Annotated in this window: 17 protein-coding genes and 1 pseudogene; 8 read left to right on the top strand and 10 right to left on the bottom strand. The window is 69.3% G+C overall.

Features of this window, described 5'->3' with window-relative positions:
- Window positions 1-38: 38 nt before the first annotated feature.
- The 5 genes from ABT130_RS11740 to ABT130_RS11720 are packed head-to-tail and all read right to left on the bottom strand — an operon-like array spanning window position 39 to window position 5,717.
- The gene (locus tag ABT130_RS11740; protein WP_350954944.1) at window positions 39-1,664 is read right to left on the bottom strand and encodes a glucoamylase family protein; all 1,626 of its coding nucleotides are present in this window, start codon (window positions 1,662-1,664) and stop codon (window positions 39-41) included.
- Window positions 1,665-1,682: 18 nt separating this feature from the next.
- Window positions 1,683-2,492 carry a carbohydrate ABC transporter permease gene (locus ABT130_RS11735; protein WP_350954941.1) on the bottom strand — a complete coding sequence of 270 codons (810 nt, stop codon included), beginning with the start codon at window positions 2,490-2,492 and terminating at the stop codon, window positions 1,683-1,685.
- Entirely contained in the window at window positions 2,489-3,436 is a 948-nt protein-coding gene (locus tag ABT130_RS11730; protein ID WP_350912556.1) for a carbohydrate ABC transporter permease, read from the bottom strand. Before ABT130_RS11730 ends, ABT130_RS11735 begins: the two co-directional genes overlap by 4 nt.
- A 2-nt stretch (window positions 3,437-3,438) precedes the next feature.
- Window positions 3,439-4,689, bottom strand: a complete 1,251-nt coding sequence (locus ABT130_RS11725; RefSeq protein ID WP_350954939.1) for a sugar ABC transporter substrate-binding protein — start codon at window positions 4,687-4,689, stop codon at window positions 3,439-3,441.
- Window positions 4,686-5,717 carry a LacI family DNA-binding transcriptional regulator gene (locus tag ABT130_RS11720; RefSeq protein ID WP_350954936.1) on the bottom strand — a complete coding sequence of 344 codons (1,032 nt, stop codon included), beginning with the start codon at window positions 5,715-5,717 and terminating at the stop codon, window positions 4,686-4,688. The genes ABT130_RS11725 and ABT130_RS11720 overlap by 4 nt, the downstream gene beginning before the upstream one ends.
- A 348-nt stretch (window positions 5,718-6,065) precedes the next feature.
- Here ABT130_RS11720 and ABT130_RS11715 point away from each other — a divergent pair, with 348 nt between their 5' ends.
- The gene (locus ABT130_RS11715) at window positions 6,066-7,205 is read left to right on the top strand and encodes an ADP-ribosylglycohydrolase family protein (RefSeq protein WP_350954933.1); all 1,140 of its coding nucleotides are present in this window, start codon (window positions 6,066-6,068) and stop codon (window positions 7,203-7,205) included.
- A 41-nt stretch (window positions 7,206-7,246) separates the two neighbouring features.
- On the opposite strand, the gene fabG is transcribed toward ABT130_RS11715, so the two are convergent.
- The 3 genes and pseudogenes from fabG to ABT130_RS11700 all read right to left on the bottom strand — a co-directional run.
- Window positions 7,247-7,981: a 3-oxoacyl-ACP reductase FabG gene (fabG, locus tag ABT130_RS11710; RefSeq protein ID WP_350912726.1), complete on the bottom strand. Its 735-nt coding sequence runs from the start codon at window positions 7,979-7,981 to the stop codon at window positions 7,247-7,249.
- Between the two features lie 188 nt (window positions 7,982-8,169).
- Window positions 8,170-8,925, bottom strand: a complete 756-nt coding sequence (locus ABT130_RS11705) for an SDR family oxidoreductase (protein WP_350912542.1) — start codon at window positions 8,923-8,925, stop codon at window positions 8,170-8,172.
- A 63-nt stretch (window positions 8,926-8,988) separates the two neighbouring features.
- Window positions 8,989-9,123, bottom strand: a pseudogene (locus ABT130_RS11700) (acyl-CoA dehydrogenase family protein); the annotation flags it as partial.
- 148 nt (window positions 9,124-9,271) lie between these two features.
- On the opposite strand from ABT130_RS11700, the gene ABT130_RS11695 reads away from it, so the two are divergent.
- Window positions 9,272-9,907, top strand: a complete 636-nt coding sequence (locus ABT130_RS11695) for a TetR/AcrR family transcriptional regulator (RefSeq protein WP_350954931.1) — start codon at window positions 9,272-9,274, stop codon at window positions 9,905-9,907.
- 279 nt (window positions 9,908-10,186) lie between these two features.
- Here the strand turns inward: ABT130_RS11695 and ABT130_RS11690 are convergent, their stop codons facing one another.
- Complete coding sequence (locus ABT130_RS11690) at window positions 10,187-10,636, bottom strand: hypothetical protein (RefSeq protein WP_350954928.1); 450 nt, start codon at window positions 10,634-10,636, stop codon at window positions 10,187-10,189.
- Between the two features lie 321 nt (window positions 10,637-10,957).
- Between ABT130_RS11690 and ABT130_RS11685 the strand changes: the two genes are divergently transcribed.
- Entirely contained in the window at window positions 10,958-11,458 is a 501-nt protein-coding gene (locus ABT130_RS11685) for a hypothetical protein (RefSeq protein WP_350954926.1), read from the top strand.
- Window positions 11,459-11,826: 368 nt separating this feature from the next.
- Here the strand turns inward: ABT130_RS11685 and ABT130_RS11680 are convergent, their stop codons facing one another.
- Complete coding sequence (locus ABT130_RS11680; protein ID WP_350954923.1) at window positions 11,827-12,543, bottom strand: DUF998 domain-containing protein; 717 nt, start codon at window positions 12,541-12,543, stop codon at window positions 11,827-11,829.
- Between the two features lie 131 nt (window positions 12,544-12,674).
- Here ABT130_RS11680 and ABT130_RS11675 point away from each other — a divergent pair, with 131 nt between their 5' ends.
- The 5 genes from ABT130_RS11675 to ABT130_RS11655 all read left to right on the top strand — a co-directional run bounded on the left by ABT130_RS11675 (window position 12,675) and on the right by ABT130_RS11655 (window position 17,537).
- Complete coding sequence (locus tag ABT130_RS11675) at window positions 12,675-13,349, top strand: TetR/AcrR family transcriptional regulator C-terminal domain-containing protein (RefSeq protein WP_350954920.1); 675 nt, start codon at window positions 12,675-12,677, stop codon at window positions 13,347-13,349.
- 117 nt (window positions 13,350-13,466) lie between these two features.
- Window positions 13,467-15,974: a DUF4132 domain-containing protein gene (locus ABT130_RS11670; protein ID WP_350954917.1), complete on the top strand. Its 2,508-nt coding sequence runs from the start codon at window positions 13,467-13,469 to the stop codon at window positions 15,972-15,974.
- A 136-nt stretch (window positions 15,975-16,110) separates the two neighbouring features.
- Entirely contained in the window at window positions 16,111-16,668 is a 558-nt protein-coding gene (locus tag ABT130_RS11665; protein WP_350954914.1) for a DJ-1/PfpI family protein, read from the top strand.
- Window positions 16,652-16,885, top strand: coding sequence for a helix-turn-helix domain-containing protein (locus ABT130_RS11660; protein WP_350954912.1), 234 nt, complete (start codon window positions 16,652-16,654; stop codon window positions 16,883-16,885). Before ABT130_RS11665 ends, ABT130_RS11660 begins: the two co-directional genes overlap by 17 nt.
- 313 nt (window positions 16,886-17,198) lie before the next feature.
- Entirely contained in the window at window positions 17,199-17,537 is a 339-nt protein-coding gene (locus tag ABT130_RS11655) for an IclR family transcriptional regulator domain-containing protein (protein WP_350954909.1), read from the top strand.
- The last annotated feature ends 215 nt before the right edge of the window (window positions 17,538-17,752 follow it).

The following is a 17,752-nucleotide window of genomic DNA, read 5'->3' as shown; positions in this document are numbered from 1 at the left end:
CGATGGTCGGTTGGTGGATGTGCACGTTGGAGTACGGCTCACCTGGGGGGCACGACGGCCCATTCCTCCTGGCGCAGCACGGGGGCGAGTTTGGCCGTGACGTCGCGGGTCGCGAAGTGGCGGCGCAGGCTGTCGCCCGCGAGCGCGTTGCCGAGTGCGATCATGATCATTCCCTGGTCGAGGGCGAGATACTGCTTGGCGACCTTGCCGCTGCGCACGGCCACCGCGTCGTAGAAACCGCCGGGTCCGTAGGAGTCGAAGTTCGCCCTGAGCCTGGCGAGGTTGCCGAGGGCCGCGTCCGGCGCGTGGCGCAGCGCGAGGAACGACGCGTGCGGGGTGACCACGCCGTCCCCGTAGGACTCGGGTTCCGGCCGGCCCTCGCGGCATCCCTCGAACCCGTAGTCGACGGAGGTGCGCTCCTGGTCGGAGGTGTAGCCGGGGGTGTCCATGCCGATCGCGTCCACGCCGTACTCGCGGTAGCCCCCGGCGGGGTCGTTGGACGGGGAGAAGCCCCAGTATCCGTACTTCGCGTCGTTCATGCCGTGCTCGATCTGGGCGGCCACGTAGACCGGCTGGTTGCGGCCCCAGCTCCTGGCGCCCCAGACGTCCTCCGGCACGAGCTGGGTCACCATCAGCTCCTCGAACATGCTGCCGCCCCAGGTGGGCACCAGGCGCATGCCGCGGTAGCCGTACGTACCCTCGAAGACGTTGACGCCCATGTACGTGCGCCAGGCGCCGACCGGCTTCTGCTCGGCCCACGACCAGTCGCAGGTGTCGGGGAAGGTCCGCCACATGCCGTAATAGTGCTCGGGCGGGAGCTGGCCGAGGACGATGCCGACGTAGCTGGCGATCCTGGCCTCGGTGAGCGCGCCGTAGTGGTGGCAGGTGGAGTAAACCGTGGTTCCCGAGCCGTTGTAGTCGCTCTCGACCGAGCAGCCGGTGGGCTTCTCCGGCCAGAACCCGCCGCGCAGCAGGCCGGTGCCCGCGTCGGGCCGCGCCTGCGGGTCGTAGTAGGACTCGAAGTCCATGCCGCTCAGCAGCGCCTCGGCCTGCTTGGAGACCTCGGGCACGGCACTGCGGATCATCATGAGGGCGGCCGCGAGCCAGCCGTTGTCGACGCTGGACAGGAACGGCTGGACGGCGGAGCCGTTCTCCGGCCAGGTGCGCACGATCCGCAGCGTGTGCGGGTCGTACCAGTTGTAGAACTGGCCGGTCGGGGCGTGACGCTCCAGCTTGGCCGTCGAGCCGAGCGTTCTGGCGACGCGCCGCTGGGCCTCACCCCGGGAGATGAGGTGGGTGTCGCGGGCGGCCACCGTACTCCACAGGTAGGTGGCGATGTTGGTCGGCGAGGTCACCTTGGCGCGGGTGCCGGGGTCGAGCGAGCCGTCGATCTTGTCGGAGGGCAGCCCGGTCGCCGGGTCGGCCATCGCGTCCATGGATTTCCAGGTGTCCGCGGCGTAGCGGCGCAGCAGTTCCCGCTGCCGCGCCGCTGTCAGGGGGGTCGCTGTCAAGGGGGTCGCTGTCAAGGGGACAGAGGGGGAGACGAGGGGAGAGGCGGAAGGAGAGAGCGAGGGGGCGGGGGAAGGGGCGGCCGAGGCGGGAGAGGGGGCGGCCGTGATCAGGGCGAGACAGGCCGCCAGGGCGGCCGCGTGACGACGACGCACGGGGGCTCCTTACGTGGGTTACTTGAGTCCGGTGGAGGCGATGCCCTGGGTGAAGAAACGCTGCAGGAAGACGAAGAGGACCAGGACCGGCAGCACGACGACCACCGCCCCGGCGATGAGCAGGCCGTACTGGGTTCCCTGGTAGCCGTTGAAGATCGCCAACGCGACGGGCAGCGTGTACCTGTCCTCGCTCTGGGCCACCACCGCGGGCCAGAGGAAGTTGTTCCACGAGCCGAGGAACGTGATCAGGCCGAGCGTGGCCAGGGCGGGCTTGCAGAGCGGCATGACGATCTGGAAGAAGATCCGGAACTCCCTGGCGCCGTCGACCCGTGCGGCGTGGATCAGCTCGTCGGGGATGTCCGCGATGAACTGGCGCATCAGGAAGATGCCCAGCGGGGTGACCAGGCCGGGCAGGATGATCCCGAGGAAGGTGTTGACCAGGCCGAGCTTCGCGATGAGCACGAACTGCGGGATCATCACCACGATGGCGGGCAGCGCCATCTGTGTCAGGACCAGCGCGAAGAGCACGTTCTTGCCGCGGAAGGCCAGCTTGGCGAAGGCGTACCCGACCATCGAGCAGAACAGCAGGTTGCCCGCGACGGTGGCGAGGGCCACCACAGCGCTGTTGACGAACACCTGCGTGATGTTCATCTTCTCCAGCAACTCGCCGTAGTTGCCGAGCGTCCACCGCACCGGCAGCAGGTCCGGCGGGTCCCGCCTGATCTCGGTCTCCGGCTTGAACGAGGTGAGCAGCGTCCAGACGAACGGGAGCACGACGAGCGCGAGTCCGGCGCTGAGCAGCGCGTACGTGGAGAAGCGGCGTTTCACCTGGACCTCCCGACCCGGAACTGCAGGACCGCCAGGGCCACGATCACGGTGAACAGGACGCTCGCGGCGGCTGCGGCGTAGCCGTAGTTGCCGGAGCCGAACTGGTTGTAGATGGCGAGCGACGCCGAGGTGGTCGCTCCCGCCGGACCTCCCCGGGTCATCACCAGCGGCTCCTCCATGAACTGGGCGAACCCGATGGAGCTGTAGACGGTGCAGAACAGCAGCGCCGGGCGGAGCATCGGCAGCGTGACGGAGCGGAAACGCTCCCAGCGTCCGGCGCCGTCGACCTCCGCCGCCTCGTACAGCTCCCTGGGGATGCCCTGCAGGGCGGCCAGCAGGACGACCATGTCGAAGCCGAAGCTCCGCCAGGCGGTCATGACGATGATCACGGGAAGCGCCAGGTTCTCGTCGGCGAGCCAGCGGGGGCCGTCCACGCCCACCGCCGCGAGCACCTGGTTGACCAGTCCCGCGTCGGGTTCGAGCAGGAACCTCCAGGCCACCGCGACGCCGATGATGCTGGTGACGTACGGCAGGTAGTAACCGAGCCTGAAGAACGCGGCGGGCAGCCGGGCGATCCCCGAGTTCAGCGCCACGGCCGCGCCCAGGCCGAGGGCGATGGTGAGCGGGAGCGCGGTCACCACGAAGATCAGCGTGTTGACCGCCGCCTTGCGCATGAGCTCGTCGTCGAACAGCCGCAGGTAGTTGTCGAGCCCGACGAGGTTCACCCCGAGGGGATCGCGCACGTCGGTACTGCGCATGTCGGTGAAGCTCATGCCGAGTTCGACGAGGAGCGGTCCCGCCCAGAACACCGCGAACATCACGACGAAGGGCGTCACGAAGACCCAGGCCAGACCGGTACGGCGGAATCCTCCCCCGGATCGCCGCTCCTTGACGGGGGCGGGTCCGGTGGACTCGCGCGAGCCCACCCGCTCGCTGACCACCATGGTCAGACCCCGGTCCCGATGGTCTCGGCCTGCTCCTGGACGGTCTTGGCCGTTTCCTCGGCCGTCTGCTTGCCCAGAGCCATCTTCTCGATCTCGGTCTCCATCACCTTGGCCACCTGCTCCCATGTCGGGACGGCGGGGACGGCCTTGGCGTCCTTGAGCTGCTCGCCGAAGACGGTGACGCGCTCGTCGGCGGTCAGCGCCGGGTCCTGCCAGGCGGCCTCGACGCTGGGCAGCGCGTTGACCTTGGTGTACCAGGCGGCCTGGACCTTGGGGTCGACGAGCCAGCGCAGGAACTTCCAGGCGGCGTCGCGGTTCTTCGCGTCCTTGAAGACCACCATGTCGCTACCGCCGACCAGGCTGGTGCCTCCCGCGCTCCCCTTCGGGTAGGGCGCGACGGCGAACTTCTCACCGAAGCCGTCGCCGCCCTCCTTCTCCAGGCCCGCGATCATCCACGGCCCCGAGTAGAAGGCGCCGACCTTCCCCTTGACGAACGTCTGCGGGAAGGCGCCGGTGGGCTGGTCGGTGCTGGAGAGCCCGCCCTCGAAGAACGAGCCGTACTGCTTGAGCGCCTGGACCATCTGGGGCGTGTCCAGCGTCCACTTCCCGCCCGAGACGATCTCACCCCCCGCCTGCCACACCAGCGGCAGCACCTCCTGCCAGGAGCCCTGCCGGAAGTTCTGCTCGACGCCGAGCGAGGCGCCCCCCTTCTCCTTGAGCGCCCTGACGAAGGCGGTGGTCTCCTCCCAGGTGACGGGCGGCTTCACCGCCGCCCTCGAAGCGAGGTCCTTGCGGTAGTACAGGGCGCGGGTCTCGACGTACCAGGGCACTCCGTACGCGGTCCCGTCCACCTCGACCGTGCCCCACGCGCCGGGGAAGAACGTCGACTTGTCGATCAGGCCGGCCGGGGTGGGGTCGAGGGCGCCGGTCTTGGCCATCTCGCCCATCCAGGTACTGCCCAGCATGGTGATGTCGGGGGTGGCGTTCCCCGCGATGGCCGCGGTGATCTTGTCGTGGGCCACGTCCCAGCCGAGTGGGGTCACCTTGATCGTGATGCCGGGGTTGGCCGTCTCGAAGTCCTTGGCGAAGGCGCCCAGCGCCTCCCCCTCGGCCCCGATCGCCCAGACCGTGACCTCGCCGGTGGCCTTGCCGGTGTCGACGTCCCTCGCCTGCTCCGCGGCCCCTCCACCACTCCGGCCGCACCCGGCGAGCACCAGTCCCAACGCGAGGATCCCGACGGCGTACTTCTTCACTTTTCCTCCAGGGGGTGAGGACCGCAGCTGGATCGAACGATCAGCTGGGTGGGGAGAATCTCGGAGTTCGGGACGGTACGAGCACCCTTGATGAGCTCGTCCAGCGCGCGAGCGGCGCGGGCGCCGAGCAGGCGCATGGGCTGGCGCACCGTGGTGAGGGCGGGCCTGGCGTGGCGGGCGGCCATGATGTCGTCCCAGCCGGTGACCGCCACGTCGCCCGGCACGTCGAGGCCGAGTTCCTCGGCCGCCAGGATGACGCCGAGAGCCACCTGGTCGTCGGCGCAGATCACCGCCTCCGGCCGGCGCGCTCCACCGGGTTTCCCCCCGAGTAGCGTCCGCCCCGCCGCGTACCCGCCCTCCACGGTGAGCTCGCAGGGCAGCGGCTCCGGGGGCCGGATCCCGTGGTCGGACAGGACCCGCCTGACACCCGTCCAGCGCTGGGTGACGTCGCCCCGGTCGTCGTCCCCGGCCAGGGCGAAGGTGGAGTAACCGTGTCCGAGCAGGTGGGTGGTGAGCGCCTCGGCCGACGCGGTGTTCTCGCTGCAGACCGCGTCCGCCCGCTCGACGGGATCGCGCGCGAGCAGGACCAGCGGCGTCCTGCTCCTGATGATCTCGTCCACCACGGCGTCCTCGACGGTCCTGCCGAAGATCACCATGCCGTCCACCCGGCCGACAAGATCCCTGACCAGGTCCTGCACGGCGGCCCGCCCGCGCGTGGACAGAATGAGCACGGAGCGGCCGAGCTCGGAGGCCACCTCCTCGTACCCGAGGAGGACCTCGGCGAAATAGGGGCCCGACAGGTCGGGGAAGACGATCCCGTTGGCCGCATGGCGGCCCTGGGCAAGAGAGACGCCGAGGCGGCTCGGGGTGAAGCCGAGTTCCTCGACCGCCCTCAGCACCTTCTCGCGCGTTCCGGCCGCGACGGGGCCGGTGTTGCGCAGAGCCCGGGAGACGGTGGCGATGGAGACGCCCGCCCGCTGCGCGACCTCGTAGATGGTCGCCCCCTGACCTTCGTAACTGTTTGACACCTGTCGTCCGATCTCCCAGCGAGTGGAAGCGCTTACACTCGACGGCGGCAGAAGGTGGAAGCGCTTACAGTGAATGATCGGAGTCAACCACCGGGCGGAATCATCAGTAAAGACCTGTTACGTCACCGTTACCAAACGAGCACAGCGCCACCCCGGGCTCCGTGATAATCCACCGGGAAGAAGGAGCCCCTCCGGAGATCGGCTCCGGCGCCCGGTCCACCACCGGTACCTCTGGTCCCCCGAACCCGGTTACCTGGACAATGCGCATATCGATCGCTCTCCCTCGATGCCTTCGCGCACAGTCTCAAATCTCAAGTTTTGTTGACGTCAAACGACAACGAAAGGATCATGCCCGTGCACCCTCCCGACCATGACCCGCAGGGCTACCGCGACCGGGTGAGAGGTTGCCTGCTGGGCGGTGCGCTCGGCGACGCGCTGGGGGCGCCCATCGAGTTCGAGTCGATCGGGAGGATCCGCAGGCAGCACGGGCCCGCGGGAGTGACCGGGCTGGTCCCCGACTGGCGCGGCGCGGTGGGCCTGATCACCGATGACACGCAGATGACGCTGTTCACCGTGGAGGGGTTGATCCGCGGCGGCGACGTCGGCGCGGTCCACCACGCCTACCTGCGCTGGCTGGACACCCAGCGGCATCCCTCCCCGCCGCCCGGCTCTCCGGGGAACGACCCGATCCGCACCGGCCTGCTCCGCGAGCAGAGGTGGCTCTACTCCCGGCGGGCCCCCGGGAACGCCTGCCTGTCGGGCCTGCGACACCGGGGCGCGGTCGCCCCCGCGCCGTTCGGCGAGCCGGGGCCGGTCAACCCCGATTCCAAGGGCTGCGGAACGGTGATGCGTTCGGCCCCGTTCGGCCTGCGCGCACGGAGCCCCCGGAGTCCACGGCACGCCTTCGACCTGGCCGCCGAGTGCGCCCAGCTCACCCATGGCCACCCCACCGGATACCTCGCCGCCGGCGCCTTCGCGGCCATCGTGCACTTCCTGGTTACTCCCGCCGAGCAGACCTCGCCGGACACGGCGGAGGACGAGCCGCTCGCGCGGGCCGTACGGCAGGCGACGGAGCTGCTGGAGACGTACCCCTCGCACGAGGAGACCAGCCGGGCGCTGCGCACCGCCGTGTCCCTGGCGGCGAAGGGGGATCCGAGCCCGGAGCGGGTCGAGTCACTCGGCGGGGCGTGGGTCGCCGAGGAGGCGCTGGCCATCGCGGTCTACTGCGCCCTGGCGCACCCCGCGCCCGGCGACGTCGGGCGGGCGCTGCTGCTCGCGGTCAACCACTCCGGCGACAGCGACTCCACCGGGGCCGTCTGCGGCAACCTGCTGGGAGCCCGGCACGGCGAGGCCGCGCTTCCCGCCGGCTGGCTCGCCCACCTGGAGGGCCGCGACGCCATCACCGAGCTGGCGGACGACTTCGCGGCCTGGTCCACCGGAGATCACGAGATCACCGGCGCCTGGCTCAGGAAGTATCCCGGTGCCTGACCGGACGACTCCCTGGTCGCGCCCCCTCGCCGGCTCCGCCGTCAGGCGCGGGGCCCGCCGGCGACATAGATCACCTGACCGGACACGAACGAGGCCTCCTCCCGTACGAAGAACGACACGGTCGCGGCGATGTCCTCGGGCCGGCCGACCCGGCCGACCGGGATCTCCTTGGCCGCCGCCGCCTTGAAGTGCTCGAACGGCACCCCGACCCGCTCGGCGGTGGCGGCGGTCATCTCGGTCTCGATGAACCCCGGCGCGATCGCGTTCACGGTGACCCCGAACCTGCCCAGCTCGATCGCCAGCGTCTTGGTGAAACCCTGCAGGCCGGCCTTGGCCGCGGCGTAGTTGGCCTGCCCCCGGTTTCCGAGCGCGGAGGTGCTGGACAGGTTCACGACGCGCCCCCATCCCGCCTCGGTCATGTGCCTCTGTGCGGCCCTGCTCATCAGGAACGCCCCGCGTAGGTGCACGCCCATCACCGCGTCCCAGTCGGTCGCGGTCATCTTGAACAGCAGGTTGTCGCGGATGATGCCGGCGTTGTTCACCAGCACCGTCGGAGCGCCGAGCTCCCCGGCGACCCTGGCCACCGCGGCCTCCACCGCCTGCTCGTCGGCCACGTCCACACCGACCGCCAGCGCCCTGCCACCGGCGGCCTCGATCTCGTCCACCACCGGCTTGCACGCCGCCTCGTCCAGGTCCAGGACCGCCACGGCGAATCCGTCCTCGCCGAGCCGTTTCGCGACCGCGGCGCCGATGCCACGTGCGGCCCCGGTGACCATCGCGACACGACCCGGCCGCCGGTTCTGCTGCTCGTTCACTTGGTCTCCTCTGATTGGTATGTCCGAGTCTTGACGCACTGAGAGTGGATCGCCCGGCGATCCCGCGACGGCCGTGGGGACCGACGGCTGCCTGCATGGTCGGCCGGACCGCCCTCCGGCCTCCGGCGGCCGCGGCGCCGGAGGCCGTGTCACACGCCTCCGGTGAGGGTCAACCCTCCGTCGACCGCGATGAGCTGCCCGGTGAGCCATCCCGCGTCCTCCGAGAGCAGGAAGGCCACCACGCCGCCGATGTCCTCCGGCACGCCGAGCCGCTTGAGCGGGTAGGCCGACGCGACCTGCTCCTCCCTGCCCTCGTACAGCGCGGTCGCGAACCTCGTCTTCACCACCGCCGGGGCGACCGCGTTGACGCGGACACCCGGACCGAGCTCGACCGCGAGCTCCTGGGTGATGTAGGTCAGCATCGCCTTGCTCGCGCCGTAGAAGCCGATGCCCGGCGCCGGCCTGACACCGGCCACCGAGGACACGTTGACCACCGAGCCGCCGTGCTCGCCCATCCAGGCGCGGTGCGCCTGCTGAACCCAGGACAGCGCGGCGAGGCAGTTGACCTCGAAGATCTTGCGTGCCACGTCGACGTCGAGGTCGAGCATGGGCCCGTAGGCCGGGTTGATGCCGGTGTTGTTCACCAGCATGTCGACGCTGCCGAACGCCTCCAGGGTGCGCCGGACCGTGTCCGACTGGTGCTCGACGTCGTCGCTCCCGCCGGCGGACGCGATCGCGTGGCCGGGGCCGCCGAGAGCCCGCACCGCCTCCTCGAGCGCCTCCCGCTTGCGGGCGGTGACGCAGACCCGCGCGCCCTCGGCCACCAGCCGTTCCGCGATGGCGAAACCGATGCCGCGGCTGGCACCGGTCACGATCGCCGTCTTTCCCTCGAACCTCTTCGTCATCTCCGCGCTTCCCCGACCGCTTCGGGCATCGGTCTTCCTCTGTTTTCCACGTTCTGCCGCCGGTCAGAGACCGAGGTCCCGGCCGATGAGCTCCTTCATGATCTCGTTGGAGCCGGCCCAGATCCTGGTCACGCGGGCATCGCACCAGGCACGGGCCACGCGGTACTCGTTCATGTAGCCGTAGCCACCGGGCAAGCGGAACGCCTCGTGGTCGGAGTTGTGGATACCGCGTCTCAAGAGAACCTCGCACGAGCAGACTGACTAAGCGCTTGCTTATCGCTAAGCGCTTGCTTAGCGTTCCTCAATTGCGACATCCTTGTCAACGCCCCGACCGCGAGGGGAGCCGGTGAGCCAGATCACAGAAAGTGGTGACGTGCCGGACGACCACCCGACGACGGGGGAAACCCGCCCTACGAGCGCCCGCGACCGGCTGATCGCCGCCGCTGTGGAGTCCTTCGCCGCCAAGGGATTCCACGGCACGACCACCCGCGACATCGCGTCGGCGGCCGGGATGAGCCCCGCGGCCCTCTACGTGCACTACAAGTCCAAGGAGGAACTGCTCTACCTGATCTCACGGTCGGGACACGACGTCACGCTGCGGCTCGTGCGAGAGGGCGCGGCGAGCTCGGACGACCCGGTGGAGCAACTCCTGGCGGTCGTCCGCGAGTTCACCATGCACCACGCCCGCAGCCACACGAGCGCACGCGTCGTCAACTACGAGCTCGCCGAGCTCAACCCGGAGCACTACCGGGAGATCAGCGCCATCCGGCGCGCCATCGGGCAGGAGATACGTCAGATCGTGGAGGCCGGCGTCACCCGCGGCGTGTTCCACACCTCCAACCCGCGGATGAGCGCGCTCGCACTGCTGTCGCTCGGCGTCGACGTCTCCCGGTGGTACCGCGAGGAGGGCGAGTGGAGCGACAAGGACATCGCCGACCACTACTGCGAGCTCGCCCTGCGCATCGTCGGGGCACACGGGTAGGCGACGTCATGAGGTCACCCCTGCGTTCCTAGTCGGCGAGTCCCAGGTAGGCGAACAGGTTCTCCCCGATCGGCAAGACGCCCTGAGCCGGCGGTAGTCACCAAACCCCTCCTTGAGGAAGGGCTGTGCACAGACCGTTCTTGTCCAGCATTTGCTCGGCAGGTTGCCGACTCCCTGAGCGAGCTTGACACAGTATTAGGTCTTGAGCGTGGTGGCGGTCGACGTCGGGACGACGTAGACCAGGGGCCAGGCGGCCGGCCCGAGAGCGCGGTATACGGGTCACCAATCCTCGGAACCGAAAGTCTCCGGGTCATGGCAGGTGTTCCAGATGGCCTCGGTGCTCTGGCCCTCTATGCGGTCCCGGTGTACGGTGCCGTCCACGTAGGCGCGCTCGCTCTGCAACCTGGCGAGATCGGCCCGCACCTTCCGCTCGGCCTCGGTGACCGAAACCTTCCTGCGCTTGTCCGCCTGCTTGGCCGCAGAGCGGGCCCGGTCGTACTCGGCCTGCTTGGGCCGGAGCTTGACCTCGCGATCGGTGATCTGCTTGAGGAGAGCGGCCCGCTCTGCCTCCAGCGCACGCAACTCGGCCCGTACCGCTTTCTCTTTCTTGCTTACCTTGGACTCCTTGCCGCTGACTTTTTGGCCGGTCTCCTGGAAAATACGGGTGCGCTCACGATCGAACTTCTTCCACTGGTCGCGCAGCTCGTCCTCGCGTTCGGCGATCTCCAACCCGCGCCTCTGCCTGGGGGTAAGTACTTTCGGCGGAACGGGAGGTGAAGTGGGGAAGATGCCCATCTGCGCATGGTGACATCAGGAGAACAGACTGTCAGCCCGGCATGGAGGGCACATTGCCGATACCCGGCAGACATGTCTCACAAATATCACATTTGATTAATACAACAAATTTTGCCGCTTATAACCATCTATTCCCTTTGGGCGCCACACGAAAACCGCGACGTTCGCCTTGCGTGACGATATCTTTACCGAGTGCTTACGGCCTACATCGACGAGAGTCTCCGTCGCCGCCCTGGCGACTGCAGCGTCTACGCGATGGCGGCAGTCATCATGGATTCCGCCGACCACGACGACATCCGCGCGACACTGGAATCTCTTCGACTGGGCAAGAGTCCTCGTCTGCACTGGCGAGAGGAGTCTGCCGCACGACAACTCGCCATCGCCGGCTCAATCGCCACCATGCCGATGAAGAACATCGTCACCATCCACATCTTCAACAGAGGCCTTCCCTACGAAAGAGCACGGCGCATCTGTCTTGAAAGACTGCTCTACGAGCTTGATCAAGAAGGGGTGATCACAGCGACCATCGAGAGTCGCTCACCCAAGTTGGACCACCTTGACCTCTTACTGGTCATGGGGATCCGCAGGGGCCGCACCCTCTCGGGAAATATCAAGATCACATGGGAGCAACCAGGACAGGAGCCGCTCCTCTGGGGCGCCGATGCCGTTGCCGGAGCGACAACATGGTGGCTGGACGGGCAGACCGGCGGCTTCAAACTACTGGCTGACCGAATCCGCCTGATCTGTCTTGACTGAGGGAGGAAAACGCGAAGGCCGGGCACCCGATTCCATCGGTAGTCCCGGCCTCACTTCCAACACCCACCGGGGGCGCGGCACCCCCAGTCTGCCTCACCAAAAGTGATCGGGCAAGTGCAATAAGCCATAGCGGGGAGTTGGAAGCCTGCTTCCTCGCACCCGAGAGCACGGTGTGATCCAGTACGCGCCACACCAGGCGACCAGGCGATCGGCGCCCCTGGCGAGTCCGCCGACCCCGGCCACACCGTTCAGAGCCCGCTCTCTCGCCACCGCTGAGGCGATTCGCAGCCCCTCGCTCACCCTGGCGGGTGCCGACGACGGCGGTGAGAGGTCAGGCGGCGAGGGCGTGGTTGAGGTGGTCGTGGAACTCACGGACCATGATGCTGTTGTCGTACGGCTCCAGAGCCGACGCCGGGCCCGGCCGGCGTGTGGGATGCGCGTACCCGTACCGCGAGCACCGCGGCCCATCCCCAGCCCAGGAGCGCGATGGCGCGGAGGAGCAGGCTCAGGGGCCGGGAGTTCTCGCCGTCGTCCGACAGCAGCCCCGCCAGCAGGTAGAGGGCGGGAAGCGCCACGCCCGTGGCCGCGCAGTAGAGCGCCCATCCGCGCTCTCCCCGTACGGCGAAATGACGGGTGAAGACGAAGCATGCCGCGACCAGCGAGACGAACACCGCGCCGAAGGCGGCGCCGTGCAGGATGTAACTCAAACCGGGGGCGTCGGGAGGACCCTGCGGCGCACCGGGCGGGTAGCCCCACGCCGGTTCGAAGCGGAAGACACCGGCGCCGACCAGGCCGGTCCCGTACGCGCCGATGAGTAGCGGCCCCCAGGTCCCGCCATGGCCTGGACGCAACGCCCGCCACAGCCCGACCGCGAACGCGATGTTCAGCAGCCCGGTGATGACGAAGTTGGCGATCTGGATCCATCCCAGGTCGCCCAGGCTCAGCATGCTGAGCGGCTGCCGCCTGGGGTCGAAACCCGCGCGCGTGTAGTCCTGGATCACGACCGCGAGGATGAACAGCGGTCCGGCTACCGCACCACAGGTCAGCAGCGCCCTGGTCAGCCGCTGTTTTCGCACGTTGGACATGGCTCTCCCCTCTGTGACCGGCCTTCGCGGTCCGGCCCCGACTCCGTGCGGTGTCCGGCGCGCGAGCGTTCCTTAGCAGTGCTAAGTCACGTCGCCGTCATGCTCCCTTAGCGCTGCTAAGGTGTCAACCGATGGGCGAGAACAAGCGGGGAGCCGGCCTGACCCGGCAGACGATGATCGATACAGCACTGCGGCTGCTCGACGAGGTCGGCCTGGACGGGCTGACGGTGCGCCGGCTCGCCTCGGAGCTGGGCGTCCAGTCGCCCGCGCTCTACTGGCACCTGCGCAACAAGCAGGAGTTGCTCGACGGGATGGCCGACGCGATCGTCCTGGCCGCCGGGATGGGCCCGCCCCGCGACGGCGAGTCCTGGCAGGACTGGCTCACCCGCCGTGCCCGCGCGTACCGCGACTCCCTGCTCGCCCACCGCGACGGCGCCCGCATCGTCTCCGGCGCCGCCGCCCTGAGCCCGGCGACGATCAGGATGTTCGACGAGGAGATGACCGCCATGGTCGGCCGCGGCTTCACCCCGGTCCTGGCACTGCGCACGATCACGGCCCTCACCCGTTACGTCAACGGATGCGTCCTTCAGGAGCAGACCGAACGCCAGGAGCACGCGGGCACGCCCGCGGACCGGCTCGCGGCGCTGGCCGGACTGCTCGACGGGGGTACGGAGGCCACCCTGCTCGTGGCGCTCCGCGAGAGCGGTGGTTCGCCCGGCGAGGACGCCTTCGAACACGGCCTCCGAGCCCTGATCGACGGCACGGCCGCCGCCCTGGCCCGCCGGCCTCCGCCCCACCCGGCCTGAGCCACTCACCCGACGGGATCCAGGCCACGCGCGGCCCTGACACGGCTGTTCCGTGACCGGGATTTGTCAGAGCCGGTTGGTAGTCATGGCGGTGCCCCCTATCGCTGGAGACGACCGTTGACTTCTGACCTGGACCTGCTCACCGAGCTCTCCGCCGAGCAGCTCGGCTGGCTCGGCGACCTCGACCGGACTCGCGCTGACATGTTCGCCCGGCTCGACGAGCTCTACGTGCCGGAGCAGCGCTGGCCCGCGCCGACGTTCACCGAGAAGGTCACCGCCGCGCTCGGGCCCGATCTCAGCGACGCGCAGTGGCGCGCGGTGGGAGTGTGGGCGCAGTTGCGGATGAGCATGCCCCGCGACCGCGAAAACGACCATCGCCCCGACCTCGCGCTGCTGGCCCTGCGGGTCGCCGAGCGGAAACTCGACTGGAGCGGCGACGAGATCGAGCTGCTCTGGCGGGCGGCGACCGAGCCCGTCCTGCACAGTTACAGCTACCAGGCCCCACTGGCCATCCCGTGGGCGGTCACCGGAAAGCTCACCCACGAGGAACAACGCCGTTATCTTCTCCCGATGCGCCGGATCCAGGAGGTCATGACCGGCCTCCCATGGCACTCCTCCTCACGGCTCAAGCGCGACCTGGACATTCTCCTGGCCGGGCACGCCGAGAACGACCCCGTAACGGCCACCGCCTGCCTGGCCGGCCGCGGTGACGACTTCGCCGTCCTGATGGCCACCGAGTACGGCTCGCGCCTCGGCGACCCGCGGACGTTCCCCCTGCTGCGCCACTGGATGACCGCCACCTCGGCGCGTCCCAACCCCGCCTGGCTCGGGCAGGCCGCCGACCTGCTCACGCCGGACGCCGTCGTGCTCATCCGGGAGATCCTGGATCGGGTGCCCGCCCACCGGGAGTCGACCGTCCGGCACCAGAACGGCGATCACACGTGGACCACGACCACGTACCTCCACGGGCGCACCGCCACGCTGCTGCGCGGCATGGTGTGGACCTGCGAGCTGATCGACGAGCCGTGGACGGTCCCGCTGCTCGGAGAGGTGGCGCTGACGGCGGGCACCGGAATCGGCGGGTCCGGGCCCAACTCACGCTGCGAGATGCTGGTCAACGCCGCCCTGCTCGTACTGGGCCGGCACGGCGGTCTGGAGGTGGTGGCTCCGCTGGCCCGGATACAGGCCAAGGTCAGGAAGAAGTCGATTCTGGCGAAGGTCGCGCAGGTGCTGGACACGGTGGCCGCCCACGCCGGGCTCAGCCGCGAGCAGTTACTCGACCGGACCGCGCCGACGTTCGGGCTCGGCCCCGACGGCGTACGGGAGGAGATGGCGGGCGAGCACGTCATCCGGCTGGCGCTGGACGAGGCGGGCACACCACTGCTGACCTTCCTCAACCCGGCGGGCAAACCAGTTAAATCAGCGCCGAAAGCGGTCAGGGAGAGCCACGGCGGGCTGCTCTCCGAGTTCAGGAACACGCTCAAGGAGATCCGCGGGACCCTGCCCGCCGAGCGGTTCCGCGTCGAGCGAGCGCTGGCCGAAGACCGGGTCTGGCGCTGGGGTCAGGTCGAGGAGTTCTTCCTCGACCACCCCGTCACCGGCGTCCACGGCAGGCGGCTGATCTGGCAGATCCTGCAGGGCCCCGCCGGGACACCGGTCAGGGCCGGCGACGGCTGGGAGCTCACCGACCCGCTCGGTCGCCGGATCCAGCCCCGCGCCGACACCCCGATGCAGCTCTGGCATCCCATCAGGGAGACCGTCGAGGAGGTCCGTGCCTGGCGCGACCACCTGTTGGAGATCGGGTCACGGCAGCCGTTCAAACAGGCCTTTCGCGAGGTCTACCTGCTCACCCCGGCCGAGGAGCGGTCCGGGACGCTCTCCAACCGCTTCGCCGGACATCGACTGCGATACGGCCAGGCCAAGGCGTTGCTGTCCGAACGTGGCTGGACCGGTCTCTCGCTCGGTCACTGGGACGCGGCGGGCGGCTCGGAGCAGGGCGAGGCCGTCAAGGACGTCCTCGGCTGGCAGGCTCGCTGGGACATGCACCTGCCCTGGGAGTCCTGGGAGACCGACGGCGGCGGCACCGCCGCGTTCTGCCTCAGCGGCCCGATCCGGTTCCACCGCACCGACGAGGAGTCGTCGCAGGAGGAGTTCCACGGACCGGCACCGCTGACCGAGGTGCCGTCGCTGGTGCTGTCGGAGGTCATGCGTGACGCCGACCTCGCCGTCGGCGTCTCCTCCGTCGGTCTTGACCCCGAAGGGCAGGGCGACTACTGGCACTCCTACAACTTCGGCGACCTCACCGAGACCGCCGAGATCCGCCGCGACGCCCTGACCCGGCTGCTCCCCCGCCTGCGCATCGCCGACCGGGCCGAACTCACCGACCGCTTCCTGCGGGTCCGCGGTGACCTGCGCACCTACCGGATCCACCTGGGATCGGGCAACATCCTGATGGAGCCCAACGACGCCTATCTCTGCATCGTTCCCCGCGTCGGGTCCGACCAGGTCTTCCTGCCGTTCGAGGAGGAGGGCGGCATGCTCTCGGTCATCATCTCCAAGGCGTTCCTGCTGGCCGACGACACCGCGATCACCGACCCGTCCATCACTCGCCAGATCAAGGTCTGACCCGATGTCCGCGCCGCCCTCGCGGGGCGAGTGGACCAGGTAATGTCCGTTTTTCCGACCCGTGGAATCTCCGCCGTTGACCCTGCACCCGCGCATGGTGAGGATCGGGGGAGACTGATTACGGAGGTGTTACGCGATGGCCAAGGTGCTGATCGTCACAGGTGACGCGGCGGAGGACCTGGAGGTGATGTATCCCTACCAGCGGCTGCTCGAGGAGGGGTACGAGGTGGACATCGCCGCGCCGAGCGCCAAGAAGCTCCAGTTCGTGGTGCACGACTTCGTCGACGGCTTCGACACCTACACCGAGAAGCCCGGGCACACCTGGCCCTCCGACCTCGCGTTCGCCGACGTCGACCCGGAGCGGTACGCGGCGCTGGTCATTCCCGGCGGCCGGGCGCCGGAGTACATCCGCAACGACCGCGACTGCCTGGAGATCGTCAGGCACTTCGCCGGGGCCGGCAAGCCGATCGCGGCGCTGTGCCACGGGCCGATCCTGCTGGCGGCGGCGGGCGTGCTGAAGGGCCGGGAGAGCAGCGCCTACCCGGCCTGCGCCCCGGACGTCGAGGTGGCGGGCGCGACCTGGGTCGACAGCGAGGCCCATGTGGACGGAAACCTGGTGACCGGGCGGGCCTGGCCCGACCACCCGGCGTGGATGCGCGAGTTCATGAAGGTCCTCCGTGTCGCAACCGGCTGAGAGCCAGGGACTTCTCTCGTCCGTCCAGCGCGCGCTGCACGTGCTGGAGGTGGTGGCGTCGGCCGGTGACGGCGTCACCGGCAAGGCCGTGGCGCGACGCTGCGGTTTCAAGCTGTCCACGACGTACCACCTGCTGAACACGCTCATTCACGAGGGCTACCTGGTCCGGCTGCCCAACTCCCGGGGCTACGGCCTGGGCTACCGGAATCGTCCGTAGTGCGCCGGGGGTGAAGCGGACTCTCCCGCGTAGCGGGGCAGGAAAAGCCGCTTCGCCGCCAAGGCGGAACAGTGTGTAGTACTGTGATCGCCGTCAGGTACCGCCGGGCGGGCGGGAACGCGGGCCGGAAGGCTCGAAAGCCTGTGGAGACTCGGTAAGACCACTTCGGTGGCACAGGTCGGTGAAGCAGGAAGCCGCAGAAGTGCCGCATCAGCGGCACAGGCTAAATCTTCGGCATTCATGCCGAAGAGCGCGTCAAAAGCTCACGTCGCTGAACCAGCGCCTCCGTGACCAGCTCGGCAGCACGCCGCTGGTGTCGGAGGCGCTCCAGCACGCCCACCGGATCAGCGGCACCGCCGTCTACTACAGCGTGCTGCGGGACGCCCACCTCGTGGTCGCGGAGGTGGTCGACTCGCCCGAGACGCCGCGCGTGCAGCCGCTGGATGTGGGCTTCCACGAGGCGGCGCACGCTACGGCGTTCGGGAAGGTGCTCCTCGCGCACCTGCCCACCCGCCGGACCTACCTCGCCGAGTTCGGACTGCGCCGCCTCACCAGCAACACGATCACCCGGCTGGAGGATTTCGAGGAGAAACTGGACCGAGTCAGGGCGACGGGCATGGCCCAGGAGGTCGACCGGTCCGCCGTGGCGTGACGGTCAGCGGACGACCTCCGCGTCTCACCCGGTCCCCTCGCGAGCGCCGAGGCCCGGCCATGGGTGGTGGTGACACCCGAGCAGCCTGGCCGGCAGGTCCCATCGAACAGAACGGGCCGTGGGGCCCCCGCGGGGGGGGGGGCCCCGCCCCCGGCGCCGGCCCACCCGCCCCGGGGGCCGGCCGGCCCCCCCCCCCCCCCCCCCCCCGACGCCGC

Source organism: Streptosporangium sp. NPDC001681 (genome assembly GCF_040298085.1).
Classification (GTDB): domain Bacteria; phylum Actinomycetota; class Actinomycetes; order Streptosporangiales; family Streptosporangiaceae; genus Streptosporangium.
Note: the sequence above shows the minus strand (reverse complement) of the source record. Positions and strands in the feature narration are given on the sequence as shown.

Excerpts from the sequence above, each read along its gene's own strand:
- ABT130_RS11730 (WP_350912556.1), bottom strand. The coding sequence starts at position 3,436 with ATGGTGGTCAGCGAGCGGGTGGGCTCGCGCGAGTCCACCGGACCCGCC.
- ABT130_RS11715 (WP_350954933.1), top strand. The coding sequence starts at position 6,066 with ATGCCCGTGCACCCTCCCGACCATGACCCGCAGGGCTACCGCGACCGG.
- fabG (WP_350912726.1), bottom strand. The coding sequence starts at position 7,981 with ATGGTCACCGGGGCCGCACGTGGCATCGGCGCCGCGGTCGCGAAACGG.
- ABT130_RS11705 (WP_350912542.1), bottom strand. The coding sequence starts at position 8,925 with ATGACGAAGAGGTTCGAGGGAAAGACGGCGATCGTGACCGGTGCCAGC.
- ABT130_RS11685 (WP_350954926.1), top strand. The coding sequence starts at position 10,958 with ATGGCGGCAGTCATCATGGATTCCGCCGACCACGACGACATCCGCGCG.
- ABT130_RS11680 (WP_350954923.1), bottom strand. The coding sequence starts at position 12,543 with ATGTCCAACGTGCGAAAACAGCGGCTGACCAGGGCGCTGCTGACCTGT.
- ABT130_RS11675 (WP_350954920.1), top strand. The coding sequence starts at position 12,675 with ATGGGCGAGAACAAGCGGGGAGCCGGCCTGACCCGGCAGACGATGATC.
- ABT130_RS11665 (WP_350954914.1), top strand. The coding sequence starts at position 16,111 with ATGGCCAAGGTGCTGATCGTCACAGGTGACGCGGCGGAGGACCTGGAG.